Below are 21,856 nucleotides of genomic sequence, written 5' to 3' on the forward strand. Positions count from 1 at the left end.
GGCGCGAAAAATCCACCTGTACCACTGCGACCATCGCGGCCTGCCGCTGGCGCTCATCAGCACGGAAGGGGCAACAGCGTGGTGCGCAGAATATGATGAGTGGGGCAACCTGCTGAATGAAGAGAACCCGCATCATCTGCAGCAGCTCATTCGCCTGCCGGGGCAGCAGTATGATGAGGAGTCCGGCCTGTATTACAACCGCCACCGCTATTATGACCCGCTGCAGGGGCGATATATCACTCAGGATCCGATTGGGCTGAAGGGGGGATGGAATTTTTATCAGTATCCGCTGAGCCCGGTGAATAGCATGGATCCATTAGGATTATATGAATTTAAATCAAAAAATATAGATGATATTGGAATATTTGCATTGGCAATGTGTAATGGAGAATCAATTAACGAGAATAAATAATATGGTGGACTAATATGTAAGAAGCAAGGTGAATATTTCCCCATGAATCCGATAAGTTCAAATGATAATGATAGTGTAGACTTGCGAAATATAAAATGCCCTGAAGGTTCAGAGAGAGTAGGCGATTATCACACTCACGGTTTTTACTCTGACGATAAAGGAAATAAAGTAACAAAAGAAAATGATGTTTATGATAGTCTAAATTTTTCAAGCAAAGATTTAACGAATTCTTATATGAATGGAATGGGAAAAAAAGAATACAGTAGTTACTTGGGAACACCAAATAATACCTATCTAAAATATAATCCCAAAGCTAAAGGGAATGGAGTTACAATTATCAGACAAGGGAGTAATTAAAATGAAGGCAATACAATGTTGTTATTTCCTTGCTTTAGTCTCCAGTAATTTAATGGCTGGAGTTATGGGTAATGATAATATATTTTTAAGTAATTCGGATTCAGCTGTTTTATATTGTGTGGCTAAAATATTTCCAGATGGAGAAAATATTTTAATATATAAAGTAAATATAATTAATGCTAGTTCAAAAAAAGATGTTTTTTTTATGAAAGCCCAACACCAACCCACAATGACATAATGGGGGCGGGGGAATGTCATATGCCTATGAATATGATGTAAAATATAATATATGTCATTTGAGAAAAAAGAGCAGAATGAGGTAAAAATCTTTGGCTGTGTATTCAGTCTGGTAATCATCCAAGGAAAGCTCATCAGAAGGGTGATGACTCCAATTAGTAGAACATATATTTTTGATAAAAGCACCGATGACTTTTTCATGAAGTTCTACAGAGCGCGAGAAACAGATGGTTCTGCGGGCCAGACGTTTGATTCGGGTTCTCAGGGTCAGATTGTTGCGCTCAATGCGCTGAGTAAAAATCTTACCAGTCAGATGCTTTTCCTTCGGTAACTCTCTGGTGTAACTACCCCATTCGTCAGTGGTCAACATGCCGATGGTAAAAGGGTAAGCAGCGCCAGCAATTCACGACAGGTTTCGTCAGTCCGGGGGCCAAAAGTGTAGGCCAGAACACCACCAGTTTTCGTGTTGTACACGTACCAGAGCCAGTGCTGTCGCGCTTTACTGCCGACAAAGCTCCATTGCTGACTAAGTTCGCAGATGAGTGCCACATCAGCATGAGCGACCGGGGATGACGTTATTCTTCGTGGCGAGAGTTTTTTAAAGTTCGGATGACTGTATTAATGCCGATTTTCAGCGTACGGGCAGTATCGCGAACCCCGGCACCGTTGAAAGTCATTTCAGCGATTTGGTCTTTAACTCCCGGTTTACGGGGCTCGTAACAGTAACTGAGCTGAAATACCCGGTGACAGTCACGGCCGCGGAATCGATCATGTCTTTTTGGGTTCTGCCCGTGACGGTAAACCTGAACGGACTGGCAACGGGGGCAATGAAGGTTAACTGTGACCATGAAACAACCTTAAAAGCGAGTATTATATCCTTAATTCAACTAATTGGAGGCATCACCGTTTACCGGAGCGACAGTTTGCGGAAAGGTCGTGCAACTACAAAGCAACAAACAGACTACGGCGGGAATTATTTTTTTCATCATCCATTACCACGAAAACAGCGGCCACTCTTTGGCAACCGTGGTGAGTTGTGGCGCGTCGAAAACGGCTTGTGGTGAAACTACCGTTTCCTCAAGCGGAATATTTTTGCCGTAGCGTTCTTTGAGCTTAGCCTGGACCAGCGGGTTGCTGAGATCGAACTCTTTCAACTTCTGCTGCTCGCCCACGCGCATTCCCAGCGCGTTCTGGTAAACCTTCCACACCACTTCCGAACAGTACTGGCGATCGTCGCTCCATGAGAAGCTGAAATCATACGGTTTACCGAGATAACGTTTTACCGTTTGCGCCAGTTTTTGCTGTTGTTCAACACTCAGTCCGCCTTCAACGCGGCGAACAACGTATTTGCCCTTTTCACCATGGGCGATCCACTGCTTGAGCGGGGTGTATTTCACCGGGCCGACCGCTTCAAAAACGTAGGGCTTTTTGTTGCGTATCACCAGCATACCGGTGTGGCTATAATCGGAATGGGTCGCCAGTTGGATCGCTTTACTTTGCGATGAGCGAGAGATCTGAAAGATGATGTCGCCGGTTTGTGGCTGCCAGGCAAAGGCAGGTACAGAAACCAGCAGGCTGAGGATCAGCAGCCTGTTTTTCATAGTTAAACGTCCATGTATAAAAAGCGGTGGGTCGCAGACAACGTGCTCGTTGTTTATGCCGGATGCGGCGTGAACGCCTTATCCGGCCTACAAGTTCGTGCAAATTCAATAAATTGCAATATGACGTAGGCCTGATAAGCGTAGCGCATCAGGCGATTCCACTCCGCGCCGCTCTTTTTTGCTTTAGTATTCCCACGTCTCCGGGTTAATCCCCATCTCACGCATGATCTCTTTTGCCGCTTCCGGGATTTCGTCGCTGCGCTCTTTACGCAGATCGGCATCATCCGGCAAAGGTTGCCCGGTAAAGGCATGCAGAAACGCTTCGCACAGCAGCTCGCTGTTGGTAGCGTGACGCAGGTTGTTCACCTGACGACGCGTGCGTTCATCGGTGAGGATTTTTAACACCTTAAGAGGAATGGAAACCGTAATCTTTTTGACTTGTTCACTCTTCTTGCCGTGCTCAGCGTATGGGCTGATATATTCGCCGCTCCATTCAGCCATGAGATACTTAATCCTCTTCGTCAATAAATTGAGACCAGACCACACAATTTATGTGGGTACTGACCGTAAACCCGCATAGTTTACCGTACAGGCGTTACCGTGACATCGTGTAATGCACCTGTCGGCGTGATAATGCATATAATTTTAACGGCTATTTGGGATTTGCTCAATCTATACGCAAAGAAGTTTAGATGTCCAGATGTATTGACGTCCATTAACACAATGTTTACTCTGGTGCCTGACATTTCACCGACAAAGCCCAGGAAACTTCATCACATGACGCGTAAACAGGCCACCATCGCAGTGCGTAGCGGGTTAAATGACGACGAACAGTATGGTTGCGTTGTCCCTCCCATCCATCTTTCCAGCACCTATAACTTTACCGGATTTAATGAACCGCGCGCGCATGATTACTCGCGTCGCGGCAACCCAACGCGCGATGTGGTTCAGCGTGCGCTGGCAGAACTGGAAGGCGGTGCTGGCGCAGTACTTACTAATACCGGCATGTCCGCGATTCACTTGGTCACGACCGTCTTTTTGAAACCTGGCGATCTGCTGGTTGCGCCGCACGACTGCTACGGCGGTAGCTATCGCCTGTTCGACAGTCTGGTGAAACGCGGTTGCTATCGCGTGTTGTTTGTTGATCAAGGCGATGAACAGGCATTACGGGCAGCGCTGGCAGAAAAACCCAAACTGGTACTGGTAGAAAGCCCAAGTAATCCATTGTTACGCGTCGTGGATATTGCGAAAATCTGCCATCTGGCAAGGGAAGTCGGGGCGGTGAGCGTGGTGGATAACACCTTCTTAAGCCCGGCATTACAAAATCCGCTGGCATTGGGTGCCGATCTGGTGTTGCATTCATGTACGAAATATCTGAACGGTCACTCTGACGTGGTGGCTGGCGTGGTGATTGCTAAAGACCCGGACGTTGTCACTGAACTTGCCTGGTGGACAAACAATATTGGCGTGACGGGCGGCGCGTTTGACAGCTATCTGCTGCTACGCGGGTTGCGAACGCTGGTGCCGCGTATGGAGCTGGCCCAGCGCAACGCGCAGGCGATTGTGAAATATCTGCAAACCCAGCCGTTGGTGAAAAAACTGTATCACCCGTCGCTGCCGGAAAATCAGGGGCATGAAATTGCCGCGCGCCAGCAAAAAGGCTTTGGCGCAATGTTGAGTTTTGAACTGGATGGAGATGAGCAGACGCTGCGTCGTTTCCTGGGCGGGCTGTCGTTGTTTACGCTGGCGGAATCATTAGGGGGAGTGGAAAGTTTAATCTCTCACGCCGCAACCATGACACATGCAGGCATGGCACCAGAAGCGCGTGCTGCCGCCGGGATCTCCGAGACGCTGCTGCGTATCTCCACCGGTATTGAAGATGGCGAAGATTTAATTGCCGACCTGGAAAATGGCTTCCGGGCTGCAAACAAGGGGTAAAAATGAGTGTGATTGCGCAGGCAGGGGCGAAAGGTCGTCAACTGCATAAATTTGGTGGCAGTAGTCTGGCTGATGTGAAGTGTTATTTGCGTGTTGCGGGCATTATGGCGGAGTACTCTCAGCCTGACGATATGATGGTGGTTTCCGCCGCCGGTAGCACCACTAACCAGTTGATTAACTGGTTGAAACTAAGCCAGACCGATCGTCTCTCTGCGCATCAGGTTCAACAAACGCAGCGTCGCTATCAGTGCGATCTGATTAGCGGTCTGCTACCCGCTGAAGAAGCTGATAGCCTCATTAGCGCTTTTGTCAGCGACCTTGAGCGCCTAGCGGCGCTGCTCGACAGCGGTATTAACGACGCAGTGTATGCGGAAGTGGTGGGCCACGGGGAAGTATGGTCGGCACGCCTGATGTCTGCGGTACTTAATCAACAAGGGCTGCCAGCGGCCTGGCTTGATGCCCGCGAGTTTTTACGCGCTGAACGCGCCGCACAACCGCAGGTTGATGAAGGGCTTTCTTACCCGTTGCTGCAACAGCTGCTGGTGCAACATCCGGGCAAACGTCTGGTGGTGACCGGATTTATCAGCCGCAACAACGCCGGTGAAACGGTGCTGCTGGGGCGTAACGGTTCCGACTATTCCGCGACACAAATCGGTGCGCTGGCGGGTGTTTCTCGCGTAACCATCTGGAGCGACGTCGCCGGGGTATACAGTGCCGACCCGCGTAAAGTGAAAGATGCCTGCCTGCTGCCGTTGCTGCGTCTGGATGAGGCCAGCGAACTGGCGCGCCTGGCGGCTCCCGTTCTTCACGCCCGTACTTTACAGCCGGTTTCTGGCAGCGAAATCGACCTGCAACTGCGCTGTAGCTACACGCCGGATCAAGGTTCCACGCGCATTGAACGCGTGCTGGCCTCCGGTACTGGTGCGCGTATTGTCACCAGCCACGATGATGTCTGTTTGATTGAGTTTCAGGTGCCCGCCAGTCAGGATTTCAAACTGGTGCATAAAGAGATCGACCAAATCCTGAAACGCGCGCAGGTACGCCCGCTGGCGGTTGGCGTACATAACGATCGCCAGTTGCTGCAATTTTGCTACACCTCAGAAGTGGCCGACAGTGCGCTGAAAATCCTCGACGAAGAGGGATTACCTGGCGAACTGCGCCTGCGTCAGGGGCTGGCGCTGGTGGCGATGGTCGGTGCAGGCGTCACCCGTAACCCGCTGCATTGCCACCGCTTCTGGCAGCAACTGAAAGGCCAGCCGGTCGAATTTACCTGGCAGTCCGATGACGGCATCAGCCTGGTGGCAGTACTGCGCACCGGCCCGACCGAAAGCCTGATTCAGGGGCTGCATCAGTCCGTCTTCCGCGCAGAAAAACGCATCGGCCTGGTATTGTTCGGTAAGGGCAATATCGGTTCCCGTTGGCTGGAACTGTTCGCCCGTGAGCAGAGCACGCTTTCGGCACGTACCGGCTTTGAGTTTGTGCTGGCAGGTGTGGTGGACAGCCGCCGCAGCCTGTTGAGCTATGACGGGCTGGACGCCAGCCGCGCGTTAGCCTTCTTCAACGATGAAGCGGTTGAGCAGGATGAAGAGTCGTTGTTCCTGTGGATGCGCGCCCATCCGTATGATGATTTAGTGGTGCTGGACGTTACCGCCAGCCAGCAGCTTGCTGATCAGTATCTTGATTTCGCCAGCCACGGTTTCCACGTTATCAGCGCCAACAAACTGGCGGGAGCCAGCGACAGCAATAAATATCGCCAGATCCACGACGCCTTCGAAAAAACCGGGCGTCACTGGCTGTACAATGCCACCGTCGGTGCGGGCTTGCCGATCAACCACACCGTGCGCGATCTGATCGACAGCGGCGATACTATTTTGTCGATCAGCGGGATCTTCTCCGGCACGCTCTCCTGGCTGTTCCTGCAATTCGACGGTAGCGTGCCGTTTACCGAGCTGGTGGATCAGGCGTGGCAGCAGGGCTTAACCGAGCCTGATCCGCGTGACGACCTCTCCGGCAAAGACGTAATGCGCAAGCTGGTAATTCTGGCGCGTGAAGCGGGTTACAACATTGAACCGGACCAGGTACGTGTGGAATCGCTGGTGCCTGCTCATTGCGAAGGCGGCAGCATCGACCATTTCTTTGAAAATGGCGATGAACTTAACGAGCAGATGGTGCAACGGCTGGAAGCGGCCCGCGAAATGGGGCTGGTGCTGCGCTACGTGGTGCGTTTCGATGCCAACGGCAAAGCGCGTGTGGGCGTGGAGGCGGTGCGTGAAGACCATCCGCTGGCATCACTGCTGCCGTGCGATAACGTCTTTGCCATCGAAAGCCGCTGGTATCGCGACAACCCGCTGGTGATCCGTGGGCCTGGCGCGGGGCGCGACGTCACCGCCGGGGCGATTCAGTCGGATATCAACCGGCTGGCACAGTTGTTGTAATTTCAGAAATTTAATAATGCCCGGTACTCATGTTTTCGGGTTTATGGTTTCTAATGAAATATATTGAATTATCATAGGATTAGGCCGGATTAAGCGTTTACGACGAATCCGGCAAGAAGCAATAAGTACATGGTTAGTTTATATTTGCAGTCCGGTTTGCTTTGCATACCGGATTTTCTTTTTCTTACCATCCTGAAGTTTTTTCATCTTCCCTGATTTTTCCTCACCATCATTGGTCATTTTTCGGTTGACGCCCTTCGGCTTTTCCTTCATCTTTACATCTGGACGTCTAAACGGATAGATGTGCACAGCACAACATATAACTACAAGCGATTGATGAGGTAAGGTATGAGCTTTTTTCACGCCAGCCAGCGGGATGCCCTGAATCAGAGCCTGGCAGAAGTCCAGGGGCAGATTAACGTTTCGTTCGAGTTTTTCCCGCCGCGTACCAGTGAAATGGAGCAGACCCTGTGGAACTCCATCGATCGCCTTAGCAGCCTGAAACCGAAGTTTGTATCGGTGACCTATGGCGCGAACTCCGGCGAGCGCGACCGTACGCACAGCATTATTAAAGGCATTAAAGATCGCACTGGTCTGGAAGCGGCACCGCATCTTACTTGCATTGATGCGACGCCCGACGAGTTGCGCACCATTGCACGCGACTACTGGAATAACGGTATTCGTCATATCGTGGCGCTGCGTGGCGATCTGCCGCCGGGAAGTGGTAAGCCAGAAATGTATGCTTCTGACCTGGTGACGCTATTAAAAGAAGTGGCAGATTTCGATATCTCCGTGGCGGCGTATCCGGAAGTTCACCCGGAAGCAAAAAGCGCTCAGGCGGATTTGCTTAATCTGAAACGTAAAGTCGATGCCGGAGCCAACCGCGCGATTACTCAGTTCTTCTTCGATGTCGAAAGCTACCTGCGTTTTCGTGACCGCTGTGTATCGGCGGGCATTGATGTGGAAATTATTCCGGGAATTTTGCCGGTATCTAACTTTAAACAGGCGAAGAAATTTGCCGATATGACCAACGTGCGTATTCCGGCGTGGATGGCGCAAATGTTCGACGGCCTAGATGATGATGCCGAAACCCGCAAACTGGTGGGCGCGAATATTGCCATGGATATGGTGAAGATTTTAAGCCGTGAAGGAGTGAAAGATTTCCACTTCTATACGCTTAACCGCGCTGAAATGAGTTACGCGATTTGCCATACGCTGGGTGTTCGACCTGGTTTATAAATAGTGTGGCTTTTGTGAAAATCACACAGTGATCACAAATTTTAAACAGAGCACAAAATGCTGCCTCGAAATGAGGGCGGGAAAATAAGGTTGTCAGCCTTGTTTTCTCCCTCATTACTTGAAGGATATGAAGCTAAAACCCTTTTTTATAAAGCATTTGTCGAATTCGGACATAATCAAAAAAGCTTAATTACGATCAATTTGACCTACATCTCTTTAACCAACAATATGTAAGATCTCAACTATCGCATCCGTGGATTAATTCAATTATAACTTCTCTCTAACGCTGTGTATCGTAACGGTAACACTGTAGAGGGGAGCACATTGATGAGCACGTCAGACGATATCCATAACACGACAGCCACTGGCAAATGCCCGTTCCATCAGGGCGGTCACGACCAGAGCGCGGGGGCGGGCACAACCACTCGCGACTGGTGGCCAAATCAACTCCGTGTTGACCTGTTAAACCAACATTCTAATCGTTCTAACCCGCTGGGTGAGGACTTTGACTACCGCAAAGAATTCAGCAAATTAGATTACTACGGCCTGAAAAAAGATCTGAAAGCCCTGCTGACAGAATCTCAGCCGTGGTGGCCAGCCGACTGGGGCAGCTACGCCGGTCTGTTTATTCGTATGGCCTGGCACGGCGCAGGTACTTACCGTTCAATCGATGGACGCGGCGGCGCGGGTCGTGGTCAGCAACGTTTTGCACCGCTGAACTCCTGGCCGGATAACGTAAGCCTCGATAAAGCGCGTCGCCTGTTGTGGCCAATCAAACAGAAATATGGTCAGAAAATCTCCTGGGCCGACCTGTTTATCCTCGCAGGTAACGTGGCGCTGGAAAACTCCGGCTTCCGTACCTTCGGTTTTGGTGCCGGTCGTGAAGACGTCTGGGAACCGGATCTGGATGTTAACTGGGGTGATGAAAAAGCCTGGCTGACTCACCGTCATCCGGAAGCGCTGGCGAAAGCACCGCTGGGTGCAACCGAGATGGGTCTGATTTACGTTAACCCGGAAGGCCCGGATCACAGCGGCGAACCGCTTTCTGCGGCAGCAGCTATCCGTGCGACCTTCGGCAACATGGGCATGAACGACGAAGAAACCGTGGCGCTGATTGCGGGTGGTCATACGCTGGGTAAAACTCACGGTGCCGGTCCGACATCAAATGTAGGTCCTGATCCAGAAGCTGCACCGATTGAAGAACAAGGTTTAGGCTGGGCGAGCACTTACGGCAGCGGCGTTGGCGCAGATGCCATTACCTCTGGTCTGGAAGTTGTCTGGACCCAGACGCCGACCCAGTGGAGCAACTATTTCTTCGAGAACCTGTTCAAATATGAGTGGGTACAGACCCGCAGTCCGGCTGGAGCAATCCAGTTCGACGCGGTAGACGCACCGGAAATTATCCCGGATCCGTTCGATCCGTCGAAGAAACGTAAACCGACAATGCTGGTGACCGACCTGACGCTGCGTTTTGATCCTGAGTTCGAGAAGATCTCTCGTCGTTTCCTCAACGATCCGCAGGCGTTCAACGAAGCCTTTGCCCGTGCCTGGTTCAAACTGACGCACAGGGATATGGGGCCGAAATCTCGCTACATCGGGCCGGAAGTGCCGAAAGAAGATCTGATCTGGCAAGATCCGCTGCCGCAGCCGATCTACAACCCGACCGAGCAGGACATTATCGATCTGAAATTCGCGATTGCGGATTCTGGTCTGTCTGTTAGTGAGCTGGTATCGGTGGCCTGGGCATCTGCTTCTACCTTCCGTGGTGGCGACAAACGCGGTGGTGCCAACGGTGCGCGTCTGGCATTAATGCCGCAGCGCGACTGGGATGTGAACGCCGCAGCCGTTCGTGCTCTGCCTGTTCTGGAGAAAATCCAGAAAGAGTCTGGTAAAGCCTCGCTGGCGGATATCATCGTGCTGGCTGGTGTGGTTGGTGTTGAGAAAGCCGCAAGCGCCGCAGGTTTGAGCATTCATGTACCGTTTGCGCCGGGTCGCGTTGATGCGCGTCAGGATCAGACTGACATTGAGATGTTTGAGCTGCTGGAGCCAATTGCTGACGGTTTCCGTAACTATCGCGCTCGTCTGGACGTTTCCACCACCGAGTCACTGCTGATCGACAAAGCACAGCAACTGACGCTGACCGCGCCGGAAATGACTGCGCTGGTGGGCGGGATGCGTGTACTGGGTGCCAACTTCGATAGCAGCAAAAACGGCGTCTTCACTGACCGCGTTGGCGTATTGAGCAATGACTTCTTCGTGAACTTGCTGGATATGCGTTACGAGTGGAAAGCGACTGACGAATCGAAAGAGCTGTTCGAAGGACGTGACCGCGAAACCGGCGAAGTGAAATACACAGCCAGCCGTGCGGATCTGGTATTTGGTTCTAACTCTGTCCTGCGTGCGGTAGCGGAAGTTTACGCCAGCAGCGATGCCCACGAGAAGTTTGTTAAAGACTTCGTAGCGGCATGGGTGAAAGTGATGAACCTCGACCGTTTCGACCTGCTGTAATCTGACCTTCTTCAGTGACTGTCTTTCAGGCAGTCGCTGAAGTTTCTTTACCGGCGTATAGTGTCCACAGGAAAACTACACACTGGATCTCTCATGTCTGCCGCAGGAAAGAGCAACCCACTGGCAATCAGTGGCCTGGTTGTGCTCACACTTATCTGGAGTTATAGCTGGATTTTCATGAAGCAAGTCACCAGTTACATCGGTGCCTTCGACTTTACCGCCTTACGCTGCATTTTCGGCGCTCTCGTTTTATTCATCGTCCTTTTATTACGTGGTCGCGGAATGCACCCGACGCCGTTTAAATACACCTTAGCCATTGCCCTGTTACAAACCTGCGGGATGGTTGGTCTGGCGCAGTGGGCGTTGGTCAGCGGAGGTGCGGGGAAGGTGGCGATCCTGAGCTATACCATGCCGTTCTGGGTGGTGATTTTCGCCGCGTTGTTTCTCGGTGAACGCCTGCGACGTGGGCAATATTTCGCGATTCTGATTGCCGCTTTCGGCTTATTTTTGGTGTTGCAGCCGTGGCAACTCGATTTCTCTTCGATGAAAAGTGCCATGCTGGCAATCCTCTCCGGTGTTAGTTGGGGGGCGAGCGCGATTGTTGCTAAACGCCTATACACCCGTCATCCGCGCGTGGATTTATTATCGTTAACATCCTGGCAGATGCTCTATGCGGCGCTGGTGATGAGTGTGGTCGCTTTACTGGTGCCGCAACGTGAAATTGACTGGCAGCCCACCGTGTTCTGGGCGCTGGCCTACAGTGCGATTCTGGCGACGGCGCTGGCGTGGAGCTTATGGTTGTTTGTATTGAAAAACTTGCCTGCCAGTATTGCCAGCTTAAGCACGCTGGCCGTTCCCGTTTGCGGCGTACTCTTTTCCTGGTGGCTGCTCGGTGAGAATCCGGGGGCCGTTGAAGGTAGCGGTATTGTGCTGATTGTGCTGATTGTGCTGGCACTGGCGCTGGTGAGCCGTAAGAAAAAAGAAGCTGTCAGTGTAAAAAGCATCTGAATTTTTTCTTCATGTGGGGCGATCGCTTATTTAACAAAATAACGATAATGCCCCACCATCCGCCAGCTAAACAGCACATCTTCTTCCTGCGCGCCTGCGCCAATGTTATGTATCACCAGTGGCGTACCGTCGCGGGCGAAGCCATCTGACACCACCCCAATATGCGCCAGCCCGTTATCTAATCGCCAGGAGACAATATCGCCCGCTTGATAGTCACCGGCATTTTTACTGATGGGGCGTGTTTTGTTGTGGCGGCTAAACCAGGTTTCCAGATTAGGCACCCGACGGTGATCGATGTTGCTGTCCGGGCGCTTTAACTTCCATTTTTGCGGGTACTCGGCAAAATTCTTCGCCATATCTTCGTGAACCAGTTTCTGCAAATCGACCTTCTGGCTGCGCAATGCACGGATCACCACATCGGAACATACACCGCGTTCTTGCGGGACATCACCGCCAGGATAGGTAAGCCGCACATACGCCGGATCGTAAAATAGCGTGTTGCCGATTTGCTGTCTGGCACCGTCTGCGATGGCAAGGTTGGTATTGGCCTGGATTTGTACCACGGTTGGTGGAACGGCGGGAGATTTTAAGGAGTGGCTGGTAAATGCCGTTAGCAGGCTGAGCAGCGCCAGTGAAGCTTTCATCTGGTTCGTCCGTGAAAATAAGAGTCACAGATTCGACCTTCCGGGCTAACGATTGTTCTGTAGAGAAAATGTCCAGAAGCGGATAAAAAACTCCTGAACAACGTAGGAGTTTCAGATTACTGGCACAGAGTGCCGGATGCGGCGTGAACGCCTTATCTGGCCTAAAAAGCACGCAAATTCAATATATTGCAGAGATTGCGTAGGCCTGATAAGCGTAGCGCATCAGGCAATTTTGCGTTCAAACTCCCGGACAAGCCGGGAGTTTGGAGTAGGTTATTCCCACTCTTGCAGGAAACGCTGACCGTACTGGTCGGCTACCAGCAGAGTGGCGTATACCTGATCTGGCGTCGCGCCGCCAGGCATGTTGTGGATGGTTTCACCTTCTGCACATGCCGCTTCTGCCACAATTCGCATTTTCGCCGGGACATCTTCTTTAATATCCAGTTGAGCGAGAGTTATTGGCAAACCTACCGCATGGCTAAGTGCAGCTACGGTTTCGATTTCCTCAACCGGCGCGTTTTCCAGTACCAGCTGCGTCAGCGTACCGAATGCCACTTTTTCACCGTGATAATAGTGATGCGCGTCCGGGATAGCGGTCAGGCCGTTATGCACCGCATGAGCCGCCGCCAGTCCGCCGCTTTCAAAACCAACACCGCTTAAATAGGTGTTCGCTTCAATCACGCGTTCCAGCGCAGGGGTTACTACATGCTGTTCGGCGGCAAGCATCGCTTTTTCGCCTTCTTCCAGCAGAGTGTTGTAGCACAGTTCTGCCAGTGCCAGCGCCGCCTGGGTGCACTTGCCGCCCGCCATAGTGGTAGCGCCGCTACGGGAACAGGCGCGTGCTTCAAACCAGGTTGCCAGCGCATCGCCGATACCCGCCGCTAACAGACGTGCAGGAGCGCCAGCGACGATTTTGGTGTCGACAATGACCATATTCGGGTTATTTGGCAACAGTAGATAGCGGTCAAACTCACCCTCATCGGTGTAGATAACAGACAATGCGCTGCACGGTGCATCGGTAGAGGCGATAGTCGGTGCGATCGCTACCGGAACACCCATGAAATGTGCCAGTGCTTTGGCAGTATCGAGGGTTTTTCCGCCACCGATACCGAGAATTGCGCCACACTGCGCAGTCTCCGCGATGCCACGCAGACGATCGATCTCATTTTGCGAACATTCACCGCCAAACGGCGCAATTTCTACTACCAGTCCAGCATCTTTAAAGCTTTTCTCGACAGTGGATTGAGCAAAACCTAAAACAAATTTGTCACCCACCACTAACCAGCGTTCTGCCAGCGGCTTCAGGTATTCGCCCAGACGATTAATCACATCAGCGCCCTGGATGTATTTACCCGGTGATTGAATAATGCGGTCCATAATTGCTCCTTTAGAGATGAGTAGTGCCAAATGCGGCATTCCAGTCGTGTTCGAACTTCTCTATAGCTGACTCTACCGCAGGGGTGTTGAGCATTTGTTGCGCTACATCTAAGGGCAGGGTGATGGATTCACATCCTGCCAGTAAACAGTCCAGCGCCTGACGCGGCGTTTTAAAGCTGGCCGCCAGCACCATGCTTTCTGGTGCGTGCATTTCTAACAGCGCTTGCAGCTCCTGAACCGTACGAATGCCGTCCCCGCCCTGGGCATCTACGCGGTTAACATACGGAGCAACGTATTTTGCCCCTGCCAGCGCGGCCAGTAACCCTTGTGCAGCACTGTACACTGCGGTGCCAAGCGTAGTAATACCCTCTTTTTTCAGCATCTTAATGGCGGCCAGACCTTCGGAAGTCACCGGGATTTTCACCACAATGCCCGGAATGGCGTCGCGCAGGCGCTTCGCTTCTTCCACCATACCCTGCGCGTCACGACTCATAGTCTGAGCAAACAGAATGCCCTCATCACCAATCGCTTTTTGCAGACGCGGCAGAATTTCCCAGATGGACTCCTTGCTGGCAGCGATAATGCTCGGGTTAGTTGTCACCCCGGCAATGGGGAATATGCGTGCCAGACGTTCGACTTCTGTGACGTTAGCGGTGTCCAGATACAGTTCCATGATGTTTCCTTTTACAGTTCCAGTTCATGTTGCAGCAGGCTGGCGATAGCGTCGGCAGAGGCGGCGTTAACCAGCGCGTTACGGAATTCTTCGTGCATGATGCGGCGAGCGAGGCGCGAGAAAATGCGCATGTGCTGATCGCCCGCAGCGTGTTTGTTCAGGGTTAACATAATGATGAATTGCGCTTCATCATCGCCCCAGCGCACCGGCGCTTGCAGACGCGCCACGCTGATGGTGGATTGCTCAATGTGTTCTGATTTGCTGTGTGGAATGGCAAAACTAAAGCCCAGACCGGTAGAGAAAACGGCCTCGCGCGCCCATAAGTCGGCTTCCAGTTTACGCGGATAGCGGCAGCGGCCCGCCAGCAGCAGGTTATCGGTCATGCCTTTGAGCACTTCTTCTTTGCTGCGCCAGTCACTTTCCAGCGTGATGCACTCGGCGGTGACCAGCGGTGCGTCCTGTTGGGTCATGCGGAATTGCGCCAGCAGGTGTTCCACTTCCAGCGAAGTACGGCAGGCCATTGCCTGGTTGAGCAACTTGCGGCACTCAAGGCTATCAAGTTGCGCCATCCGCGCTTTCGCCGCCGGAATTGATGGTGCGCTCATGCTGAGTTCATCCAGCCCTAAGCCGACCAGCAACGGCAGCACGGAACCTTTCGCTCCCAGCTCACCGCACAGACCAATCCATTTGCCCTGGCGATGCACCGCCTGCACGGCGTAATCGAGCGCCCGCAAGAATGCCGGATTCAGGCTGTTGTAGTGACGAGTAACCTTAGCGTTATCGCGATCCACTGCCAGCAGATATTGCGTCAGGTCATTACTACCAATATTAAAGAAATCAATCTCTTCGCAGCATTGATCGATGATGAACATCACCGACGGTACTTCCAGCATAATGCCAAGCTGGATCTTCTCATCAAACGGAATGTGTTCGTTACGCAGTTGCTGTTTGGCTTCCGCCAGTTTTTCTTTCACCCATAAGATCTCTTCCATTGAGGAGATCATCGGGATCATGATTTTCAGGCTGCCGTGAGCGGAGGCGCGCAGGATCGACTGTAGTTGTGTGGTGAACAGCGAGGCGTATTCTTCATAAATACGCACAGCGCGATAACCGAGGAACGGGTTAGCTTCTGCCGGAATGTTCAGATAATCAACGGGTTTGTCGCCGCCAATGTCCATAGTGCGCACAATAATGCTGCGTCCGTTGGCAGACTCCAGCGCCTGACAAAAAATGTTGTACAGCTCGCTTTCGCCCGGTGCACTGGTGCGATCCATATAGAGCATTTCAGTGCGGAACAAACCAACGCCTTCCGCACCATTGCCGAATGCGGCCTGCGCTTCCACGGAGTGAGCGATGTTAGCGGCAATTTCAATGCGGATACCGTCAGCGGTACGGGCTTGTTGGGTCAGCCAGACACGCTGTTGCTCACGAAGGGCGTCCTGTACGCGGGCTTCTTGCTGATAATAACGGGCCACGGCTTCCCCTGGCTCAACCACAATCGCCCCGGCGTTGCCGTCGATATAAATCGTTTGATGCTGCCACGGAGTAAGGGCATCAATATCTACACCAACCAGTGTCGGAATGTTGAACGAACGGGCAAGAATTACGGTATGTGAGGTGGTGCCGCCACTTTTCAGTAACAGACCTTTGAGGTGATTTTTATCCAGTTCGAGGAACTGGCTGGGAGTCAGTTCATCAGCCATACAAATGGCGGGCTGCGTCAGTTTGCCCGGTGCCGGGAAGCGTTGCTCACCGTAGATTTGCTGGAGTAACTGGAAGCAGACGTCGCGTACGTCCAGGGCACGTTCTTGCAGGTAGCTGCTGCTGGAACGGGCGAACTCTTCGCAAAAGTGATTCGCACTGGCGACAATCGCTTCGGCACAGCTTAATCCCTCGCTGACGCCTGCCAGTAAGTGCTGACGTAAAGATGTATCGCCAGCCAGGGATCGGTGAGCTTCCAGTATCGCGCTGGTAGCACCGTCGCTATCCAGCAGACGAAACTCAATGTTTTTCAGTACCAGCGTCAGGCCATTTTCCAGTGCGGATTGCTCGGCGTCAACGTCTTTGGCTGCGGGAAGATTACTCAGCGCATTGAGATCTAAAGAAGAGATCGGCGTCAGAATGCCGCCTGCACTACCGCTGCACACGGTGCGGGCGCGGATAATTTGCGGATTCAGATTGGTCAGTGAAACCGGCAGTGGTTCCAGTTCGTCAGATTTAACTTCCGCCAGCGGCGCATCGCAGTGGGGGAATTCATCGCGCAGCCATTGGCTTAAACGCTGGTGCGCTTCCTGTTCGTCGGCCCCGGAAATCAGTAACTGGCAGTTATCGCCCGCCAGCGTATCGGTGCCAATCAGCGCAAGGGCGCTTTTGGCGTTGCCCTTGCGGTCAGTGCGCAGGTTATGCCACTCAATTTGTGATGAAAAAGTATTACACAGCGTTTCAACGTGGCTTGCCGGACGCGCATGTACGCCGTTAGGTAGCTCACAAATAAATTCCACAATCAGGGCCATTGCCTCTCTCCCGGTACGGTTTTCTGTTTACAGGATAAGAGCGCACGGCAACGGCCTGCCATGTGACAAATCTGCCAAAAGCTGGACAAATGTAATGTAACCGTCAATTTGCGACGCGTCTCACAAGACGCGTTTTGCGGCATGCTTCCGGTTTATCGCAAGTTATGAGGCGGATCGCATTTTTGTACTGATATTACAAAAGTCCAGTAAATGGCCTTTTTATCCACTGTTTGCTCCGCCTGCGATTGCCTATTGTTTCCTCCATCAAAAATATGGACATGGGCTTTCGCAAGCCCGGGAGCAGCTTATGAATGAGTTGGTGCAGATCCTGAAAAATACCCGTCAGCATTTAATGACGGGCGTTTCACACATGATTCCCTTCGTGGTATCGGGCGGTATTTTGCTGGCGGTTTCCGTCATGTTGTATGGCAAAGGCGCAGTGCCGGATGCCGTAGCCGATCCGAATTTGAAAAAACTGTTTGATATCGGCGTTGCAGGTTTGACGCTGATGGTGCCTTTCCTCGCCGCTTACATTGGTTACTCCATTGCAGAGCGTTCTGCGCTGGCTCCGTGCGCTATCGGTGCCTAGGTTGGTAACAGCTTTGGTGCGGGCTTCTTTGGTGCACTGATCGCCGGGATTATCGGCGGCATCGTGGTGCATTACCTGAAGAAAATTCCGGTGCATAAAGTTCTGCGCTCGGTGATGCCTATCTTCATTATTCCTATCGTCGGCACACTGATTACCGCAGGCATCATGATGTGGGGCTTGGGCGAGCCTGTAGGGGCGTTGACCAACAGCCTGACTCAGTGGCTTCAAGGGATGCAGCAGGGCAGCATTGTTATGCTGGCGGTGATCATGGGTCTGATGCTGGCGTTCGATATGGGCGGTCCGGTTAACAAAGTGGCCTATGCCTTCATGCTGATTTGCGTTGCTCAGGGTGTTTATACCGTGGTGGTCATCGCTGCCGTGGGTATTTGTATCCCGCCGCTGGGGATGGGGCTGGCGACGCTGATTGGTCGTAAAAATTTCTCCGCAGAAGAGCGCGAAACCGGCAAAGCGGCACTGGTGATGGGCTGTGTTGGCGTTACTGAAGGGGCGATTCCTTTCGCCGCTGCCGATCCGCTGCGTGTCATTCCTTCCATCATGGTCGGTTCAGTTTGTGGTGCAGTAACTGCGGCGCTGGTCGGTGCGCAGTGCTATGCAGGCTGGGGTGGTCTGATTGTGCTGCCGGTGGTTGAAGGCAAGCTGGGTTATATCGCAGCAGTGGCTGTCGGAGCAGTGGTGACGGCTGTTTGTGTGAACGTGCTGAAAAGTCTGGCGCGTAAAAATGGGTCTTCGACTGATGAAAAAGAAGACGACCTGGATTTGGATTTTGAAATTAATTAATTGAGGAACGAGCCATGACGAAAATTATTGCAGTAACCGCATGTCCTTCAGGTGTTGCCCATACCTATATGGCAGCAGAGGCGCTGGAAAGTGCCGCGAAAGCGAAAGGCTGGGAAGTGAAAGTAGAAACCCAGGGGTCAATTGGTCTGGAAAATGAACTGACTGCGGAAGATGTGGCGAGCGCTGATATGGTGATTCTGACCAAAGATATCGGCATCAAGTTTGAAGAGCGTTTTGCTGGCAAGACCATCGTGCGCGTCAACATCAGCGATGCAGTAAAACGTGCTGACGCCATTATGAGCAAAATTGAAGCTCACCTGGCGCAAACCGCTTAAGTTCTTCTCCCGCTCGCAAGGGCGGGTTCGCTTTCCCACAGGAGTTCCTCATGACGAATCGTATCTCTCGCCTCAAAACTGCACTGTTTGCCAATACCCGTGAAATCTCGCTGGAGCGGGCGCTGCTTTATACCGCCAGCCATCGGCAAACCGAAGGCGAACCGGTGATATTGCGCCGGGCGAAAGCAACAGCGTATATCCTTGAACATGTTGAAATTTCGATTCGTGATGAAGAACTGATTGCCGGTAACCGCACCGTAAAACCGCGCGCCGGGATTATGTCGCCGGAAATGGACCCTTACTGGCTGCTGAAAGAGCTGGATCAATTCCCGACGCGTCCGCAGGACCGCTTTGCTATCAGCGAAGAAGATAAACGTATCTATCGTGAAGAGTTGTTCCCGTACTGGGAAAAACGTTCGATGAAAGATTTCATCAACGGGCAGATGACGGATGAAGTAAAAGCCGCGACCAGCACGCAGATTTTCAGCATTAACCAGACGGATAAAGGCCAGGGGCACATTATTATTGATTACCCACGCCTGTTGAATCACGGGCTGGGGGAGTTGGTGGCACAGATGCAGCAACATTGTCAGCAACAGCCGGAGAATCACTTTTATCAGGCAGCGCTGTTACTGCTGGAAGCCTCGCAGAAACACATTTTGCGTTACGCCGTACTGGCGGAAACGATGGCGGCAAACTGCACAGATGCCCAGCGTCGCGAAGAACTGCTGACTATTGCGGAGATCTCTCGCCATAACGCCGAACATAAGCCGCAGACGTTCTGGCAGGCGTGCCAGTTATTCTGGTACATGAACATCATTCTGCAATACGAATCCAACGCCAGTTCGCTGTCTTTAGGGCGCTTCGACCAGTATATGTTGCCGTTCTATCAGGCATCTTTAACCCAGGGCGAAGATCCGGCGTTCCTGAAAGAACTGCTCGAATCTTTATGGGTGAAATGCAACGACATCGTGCTGTTGCGCTCCACCAGCAGCGCGCGTTATTTCGCAGGTTTCCCGACCGGCTATACCGCACTGCTCGGCGGGTTAACCGAGAACGGACGTAGCGCGGTGAACGTGCTTTCGTTCCTTTGCCTTGACGCCTATCAAAGCGTGCAATTACCGCAACCGAACCTCGGCGTGCGCACTAACGCCTTGATCGACACGCCATTCCTGATGAAAACCGCCGAAACCATTCGCCTCGGCACCGGTATTCCGCAAATCTTTAACGATGAAGTGGTGGTACCAGCGTTCCTCAACCGTGGCGTTTCGCTGGAAGATGCGCGCGACTATTCCGTAGTGGGCTGTGTGGAATTATCTATTCCCGGCAGAACCTACGGCTTGCATGACATCGCGATGTTTAATCTGCTGAAAGTGATGGAAATCTGCCTGCATGAAAATGAAGGCAATGCTGCGCTGACTTATGAAGGTTTACTGGAGCAGATCCGCGCCAAGATCAGCCACTACATCACCCTGATGGTTGAGGGCAGCAATATTTGTGATATCGGCCATCGCGACTGGGCACCTGTACCGCTGCTCTCGTCTTTTATCAGCGATTGTCTGGAAAAAGGTCGCGATATTACCGATGGCGGCGCGCGTTATAACTTCTCCGGCGTACAGGGGATCGGTATCGCCAACCTGAGCGATTCTCTCCATGCGTTGAAAGGGATGGTTTTTGAGCAACAGCGTTTAAGTTTTGACGAATTGCTGTCGGTATTAAAAGCCAACTTTGCAACGCCAGAAGGCGAAAAAGTCCGCGCTCGCTTAATTAACCGCTTTGAGAAATATGGTAACGATATCGACGAGGTGGATAACATTAGCGCCGAACTGTTGCGCCACTACTGCAAAGAAGTGGAAAAATACCAGAACCCGCGCGGTGGTTACTTCACGCCGGGATCGTATACCGTTTCTGCTCACGTCCCGTTGGGATCGGTGGTTGGCGCGACGCCAGACGGTCGTTTTGCCGGAGAACAGCTGGCAGACGGCGGCTTGTCACCTATGCTGGGCCAGGACGAACAAGGGCCAACAGCGGTACTGAAGTCAGTCAGTAAGCTCGATAATACGCTGCTGTCTAACGGTACGTTGCTGAACGTGAAATTCACTCCGGCGACCCTGGAAGGTGAAGCGGGATTACGCAAACTGGCCGACTTCTTACGGGCGTTTACCCAGCTTAAGTTGCAGCATATTCAGTTTAACGTGGTGAACGCCGACACGTTGTGGGAAGCGCAACAGCGCCCACAAGATTATGCCGGGCTGGTGGTGCGCGTTGCCGGATACAGCGCCTTCTTTGTCGAACTGTCGAAGGAGATCCAGGATGACATCATCCGCCGGACAGCGCATCAGCTGTAACGTTGTGGAAACGCGCCGCAATGATGTGGCGCGCATTTTCAACATTCAGCGTTATTCACTGAATGACGGCGAGGGCATTCGTACGGTGGTCTTTTTTAAAGGCTGTCCGCATCTTTGCCCGTGGTGTGCTAATCCGGAGTCGATCTCCGGCAAAATCCAGACGGTACGCAGAGAGGCGAAATGTCTGCACTGTGCGAAATGTTTGCGTGATGCGGATGAATGCCCCTCCGGGGCGTTTGAACGGATTGGTCGCGATATCAGCCTTGACGCTCTGGAACGGGAAGTGATGAAAGATGACATTTTTTTTCGCACGTCCGGCGGCGGCGTCACGCTTTCTGGCGGCGAAGTGTTAATGCAGGCGGAGTTTGCTACCCGTTTTTTACAGCGACTGCGGCTGTGGGGTGTCTCATGTGCCATTGAAACTGCCGGAGACGCACCAGTCAGCAAGCTGTTACCGCTGGCGAAATTGTGCGATGAAGTGTTGTTCGATTTAAAAATTATGGACGCGACTCAGGCGCGGGATGTGGTGAAGATGAACCTGCCACGCGTACTGGAGAACCTGCGTTTGCTGGTGAGTGAGGGTGTCAACGTGATCCCGCGTTTGCCGCTGATCCCCGGTTTCACACTCAGCCGGGAGAATATGCAGCAGGCGCTGGACGTGCTGATCCCGCTGAATATCAGGCAGATCCATCTGTTGCCGTTTCATCAGTACGGCGAGCCGAAATACCGCCTGCTGGGGAAAACATGGTCGATGAAGGATGTTGCTGCGCCGTCATCAGCCGATGTGGCAACGATGCGCGAAATGGCAGAACGGGCCGGATTTCAGGTTACCGTGGGAGGTTAA

Annotated in this window: 15 protein-coding genes and 4 pseudogenes; 11 read left to right on the forward strand and 8 right to left on the reverse strand. The window is 52.5% G+C overall.

The features are described from left to right. Together BFF42_RS28050 and BFF42_RS24425 are read left to right on the forward strand one after the other, a co-directional pair. Nucleotides 1–769: pseudogene (locus BFF42_RS28050) on the forward strand (RHS repeat-associated core domain-containing protein); the annotation flags it as partial. Between the two features lies 1 nt (nt 770). Then, nucleotides 771–1,092 (forward strand): annotated as a pseudogene (locus BFF42_RS24425) (RHS element protein dsORF-f3). Nucleotides 1,093–1,161: 69 nt separating this feature from the next. On the opposite strand, the pseudogene BFF42_RS24430 reads toward BFF42_RS24425, so the two are convergent. From BFF42_RS24430 to metJ, 3 genes and pseudogenes are all read right to left on the reverse strand, one after another. Continuing rightward, nucleotides 1,162–1,854 (reverse strand): annotated as a pseudogene (locus BFF42_RS24430) (IS1 family transposase). Nucleotides 1,855–1,998: 144 nt separating this feature from the next. Beyond that, the gene (locus BFF42_RS24435) at nt 1,999–2,607 is read right to left on the reverse strand and encodes a YiiX family permuted papain-like enzyme (protein ID WP_000797345.1); all 609 of its coding nucleotides are present in this window, start codon (nt 2,605–2,607) and stop codon (nt 1,999–2,001) included. Nucleotides 2,608–2,790: 183 nt separating this feature from the next. After that, complete coding sequence (gene metJ / locus BFF42_RS24440) at nt 2,791–3,108, reverse strand: met regulon transcriptional regulator MetJ (RefSeq protein WP_000852812.1); 318 nt, start codon at nt 3,106–3,108, stop codon at nt 2,791–2,793. Between the two features lie 276 nt (nt 3,109–3,384). On the opposite strand from metJ, the gene metB reads away from it, so the two are divergent. Further along, entirely contained in the window at nt 3,385–4,545 is a 1,161-nt protein-coding gene (gene metB, locus BFF42_RS24445; protein WP_012421282.1) for a cystathionine gamma-synthase, read from the forward strand. 2 nt (nt 4,546–4,547) lie between these two features. Further along, nucleotides 4,548–6,980 (forward strand): bifunctional aspartate kinase/homoserine dehydrogenase II, encoded by a 2,433-nt coding sequence (metL, locus tag BFF42_RS24450; protein ID WP_039060459.1) that lies wholly within the window; start codon nt 4,548–4,550, stop codon nt 6,978–6,980. A gap of 138 nt (nt 6,981–7,118) precedes the next feature. Here metL and BFF42_RS28120 read toward each other — a convergent pair whose 3' ends face one another. Next, nucleotides 7,119–7,253 carry a hypothetical protein gene (locus BFF42_RS28120; protein WP_000660586.1) on the reverse strand — a complete coding sequence of 45 codons (135 nt, stop codon included), beginning with the start codon at nt 7,251–7,253 and terminating at the stop codon, nt 7,119–7,121. A 75-nt stretch (nt 7,254–7,328) separates the two neighbouring features. On the opposite strand from BFF42_RS28120, the gene metF reads away from it, so the two are divergent. The 3 genes from metF to yijE all read left to right on the forward strand — a co-directional run bounded on the left by metF (nt 7,329) and on the right by yijE (nt 11,735). After that, a complete protein-coding gene (gene metF / locus BFF42_RS24460) occupies nt 7,329–8,219 on the forward strand; it encodes a methylenetetrahydrofolate reductase (RefSeq protein ID WP_000007523.1) in 891 nt (296 codons plus the stop codon). A gap of 327 nt (nt 8,220–8,546) precedes the next feature. Beyond that, nucleotides 8,547–10,727, forward strand: a complete 2,181-nt coding sequence (gene katG / locus BFF42_RS24465) for a catalase/peroxidase HPI (protein WP_012421241.1) — start codon at nt 8,547–8,549, stop codon at nt 10,725–10,727. A 93-nt stretch (nt 10,728–10,820) separates the two neighbouring features. Then, nucleotides 10,821–11,735: a cystine transporter YijE gene (gene yijE, locus BFF42_RS24470; protein WP_012421320.1), complete on the forward strand. Its 915-nt coding sequence runs from the start codon at nt 10,821–10,823 to the stop codon at nt 11,733–11,735. Nucleotides 11,736–11,761: 26 nt separating this feature from the next. Here yijE and BFF42_RS24475 read toward each other — a convergent pair whose 3' ends face one another. The 4 genes from BFF42_RS24475 to ptsP form a co-directional block, all read right to left on the reverse strand. Continuing rightward, entirely contained in the window at nt 11,762–12,379 is a 618-nt protein-coding gene (locus tag BFF42_RS24475; protein ID WP_000647869.1) for a DUF1287 domain-containing protein, read from the reverse strand. Between the two features lie 273 nt (nt 12,380–12,652). After that, entirely contained in the window at nt 12,653–13,756 is a 1,104-nt protein-coding gene (gldA, locus tag BFF42_RS24480; protein ID WP_000374006.1) for a bifunctional L-1,2-propanediol dehydrogenase/glycerol dehydrogenase, read from the reverse strand. A gap of 10 nt (nt 13,757–13,766) precedes the next feature. After that, nucleotides 13,767–14,429 carry a fructose-6-phosphate aldolase gene (gene fsa, locus BFF42_RS24485; protein ID WP_000424883.1) on the reverse strand — a complete coding sequence of 221 codons (663 nt, stop codon included), beginning with the start codon at nt 14,427–14,429 and terminating at the stop codon, nt 13,767–13,769. An 11-nt stretch (nt 14,430–14,440) separates the two neighbouring features. After that, entirely contained in the window at nt 14,441–16,942 is a 2,502-nt protein-coding gene (gene ptsP / locus BFF42_RS24490) for a phosphoenolpyruvate--protein phosphotransferase (protein ID WP_001174100.1), read from the reverse strand. Between the two features lie 307 nt (nt 16,943–17,249). Here ptsP and BFF42_RS24495 point away from each other — a divergent pair. The 4 genes and pseudogenes from BFF42_RS24495 to BFF42_RS24510 all read left to right on the forward strand — a co-directional run bounded on the left by BFF42_RS24495 (nt 17,250) and on the right by BFF42_RS24510 (nt 21,856). Continuing rightward, a pseudogene (locus BFF42_RS24495) lies at nt 17,250–18,329 on the forward strand (PTS fructose transporter subunit EIIC). A gap of 14 nt (nt 18,330–18,343) precedes the next feature. Continuing rightward, a complete protein-coding gene (locus BFF42_RS24500; protein ID WP_000161265.1) occupies nt 18,344–18,664 on the forward strand; it encodes a PTS fructose-like transporter subunit IIB in 321 nt (106 codons plus the stop codon). 50 nt (nt 18,665–18,714) lie between these two features. Further along, nucleotides 18,715–21,012, forward strand: coding sequence for a formate C-acetyltransferase (locus BFF42_RS24505; protein WP_000184840.1), 2,298 nt, complete (start codon nt 18,715–18,717; stop codon nt 21,010–21,012). Continuing rightward, nucleotides 20,978–21,856, forward strand: a complete 879-nt coding sequence (locus BFF42_RS24510) for a [formate-C-acetyltransferase]-activating enzyme (RefSeq protein ID WP_000204152.1) — start codon at nt 20,978–20,980, stop codon at nt 21,854–21,856. Before BFF42_RS24505 ends, BFF42_RS24510 begins: the two co-directional genes overlap by 35 nt.

The sequence above is a fragment of the Shigella sp. FC1661 genome (genome assembly GCF_001712525.1).
Lineage (GTDB): Bacteria > Pseudomonadota > Gammaproteobacteria > Enterobacterales > Enterobacteriaceae > Escherichia > Escherichia coli.

Coding starts and splice junctions, on each gene's coding strand:
- BFF42_RS28120 (WP_000660586.1), bottom strand. CDS start 7,253: ATGAAGGAAAAGCCGAAGGGCGTCAACCGAAAAATGACCAATGATGGT.
- metJ (WP_000852812.1), bottom strand. CDS start 3,108: ATGGCTGAATGGAGCGGCGAATATATCAGCCCATACGCTGAGCACGGC.
- BFF42_RS24435 (WP_000797345.1), bottom strand. CDS start 2,607: ATGAAAAACAGGCTGCTGATCCTCAGCCTGCTGGTTTCTGTACCTGCC.
- BFF42_RS24510 (WP_000204152.1), top strand. CDS start 20,978: ATGACATCATCCGCCGGACAGCGCATCAGCTGTAACGTTGTGGAAACG.
- metF (WP_000007523.1), top strand. CDS start 7,329: ATGAGCTTTTTTCACGCCAGCCAGCGGGATGCCCTGAATCAGAGCCTG.
- gldA (WP_000374006.1), bottom strand. CDS start 13,756: ATGGACCGCATTATTCAATCACCGGGTAAATACATCCAGGGCGCTGAT.
- metL (WP_039060459.1), top strand. CDS start 4,548: ATGAGTGTGATTGCGCAGGCAGGGGCGAAAGGTCGTCAACTGCATAAA.
- katG (WP_012421241.1), top strand. CDS start 8,547: ATGAGCACGTCAGACGATATCCATAACACGACAGCCACTGGCAAATGC.
- yijE (WP_012421320.1), top strand. CDS start 10,821: ATGTCTGCCGCAGGAAAGAGCAACCCACTGGCAATCAGTGGCCTGGTT.
- ptsP (WP_001174100.1), bottom strand. CDS start 16,942: ATGGCCCTGATTGTGGAATTTATTTGTGAGCTACCTAACGGCGTACAT.
- BFF42_RS24505 (WP_000184840.1), top strand. CDS start 18,715: ATGACGAATCGTATCTCTCGCCTCAAAACTGCACTGTTTGCCAATACC.
- BFF42_RS24475 (WP_000647869.1), bottom strand. CDS start 12,379: ATGAAAGCTTCACTGGCGCTGCTCAGCCTGCTAACGGCATTTACCAGC.
- fsa (WP_000424883.1), bottom strand. CDS start 14,429: ATGGAACTGTATCTGGACACCGCTAACGTCACAGAAGTCGAACGTCTG.
- metB (WP_012421282.1), top strand. CDS start 3,385: ATGACGCGTAAACAGGCCACCATCGCAGTGCGTAGCGGGTTAAATGAC.
- BFF42_RS24500 (WP_000161265.1), top strand. CDS start 18,344: ATGACGAAAATTATTGCAGTAACCGCATGTCCTTCAGGTGTTGCCCAT.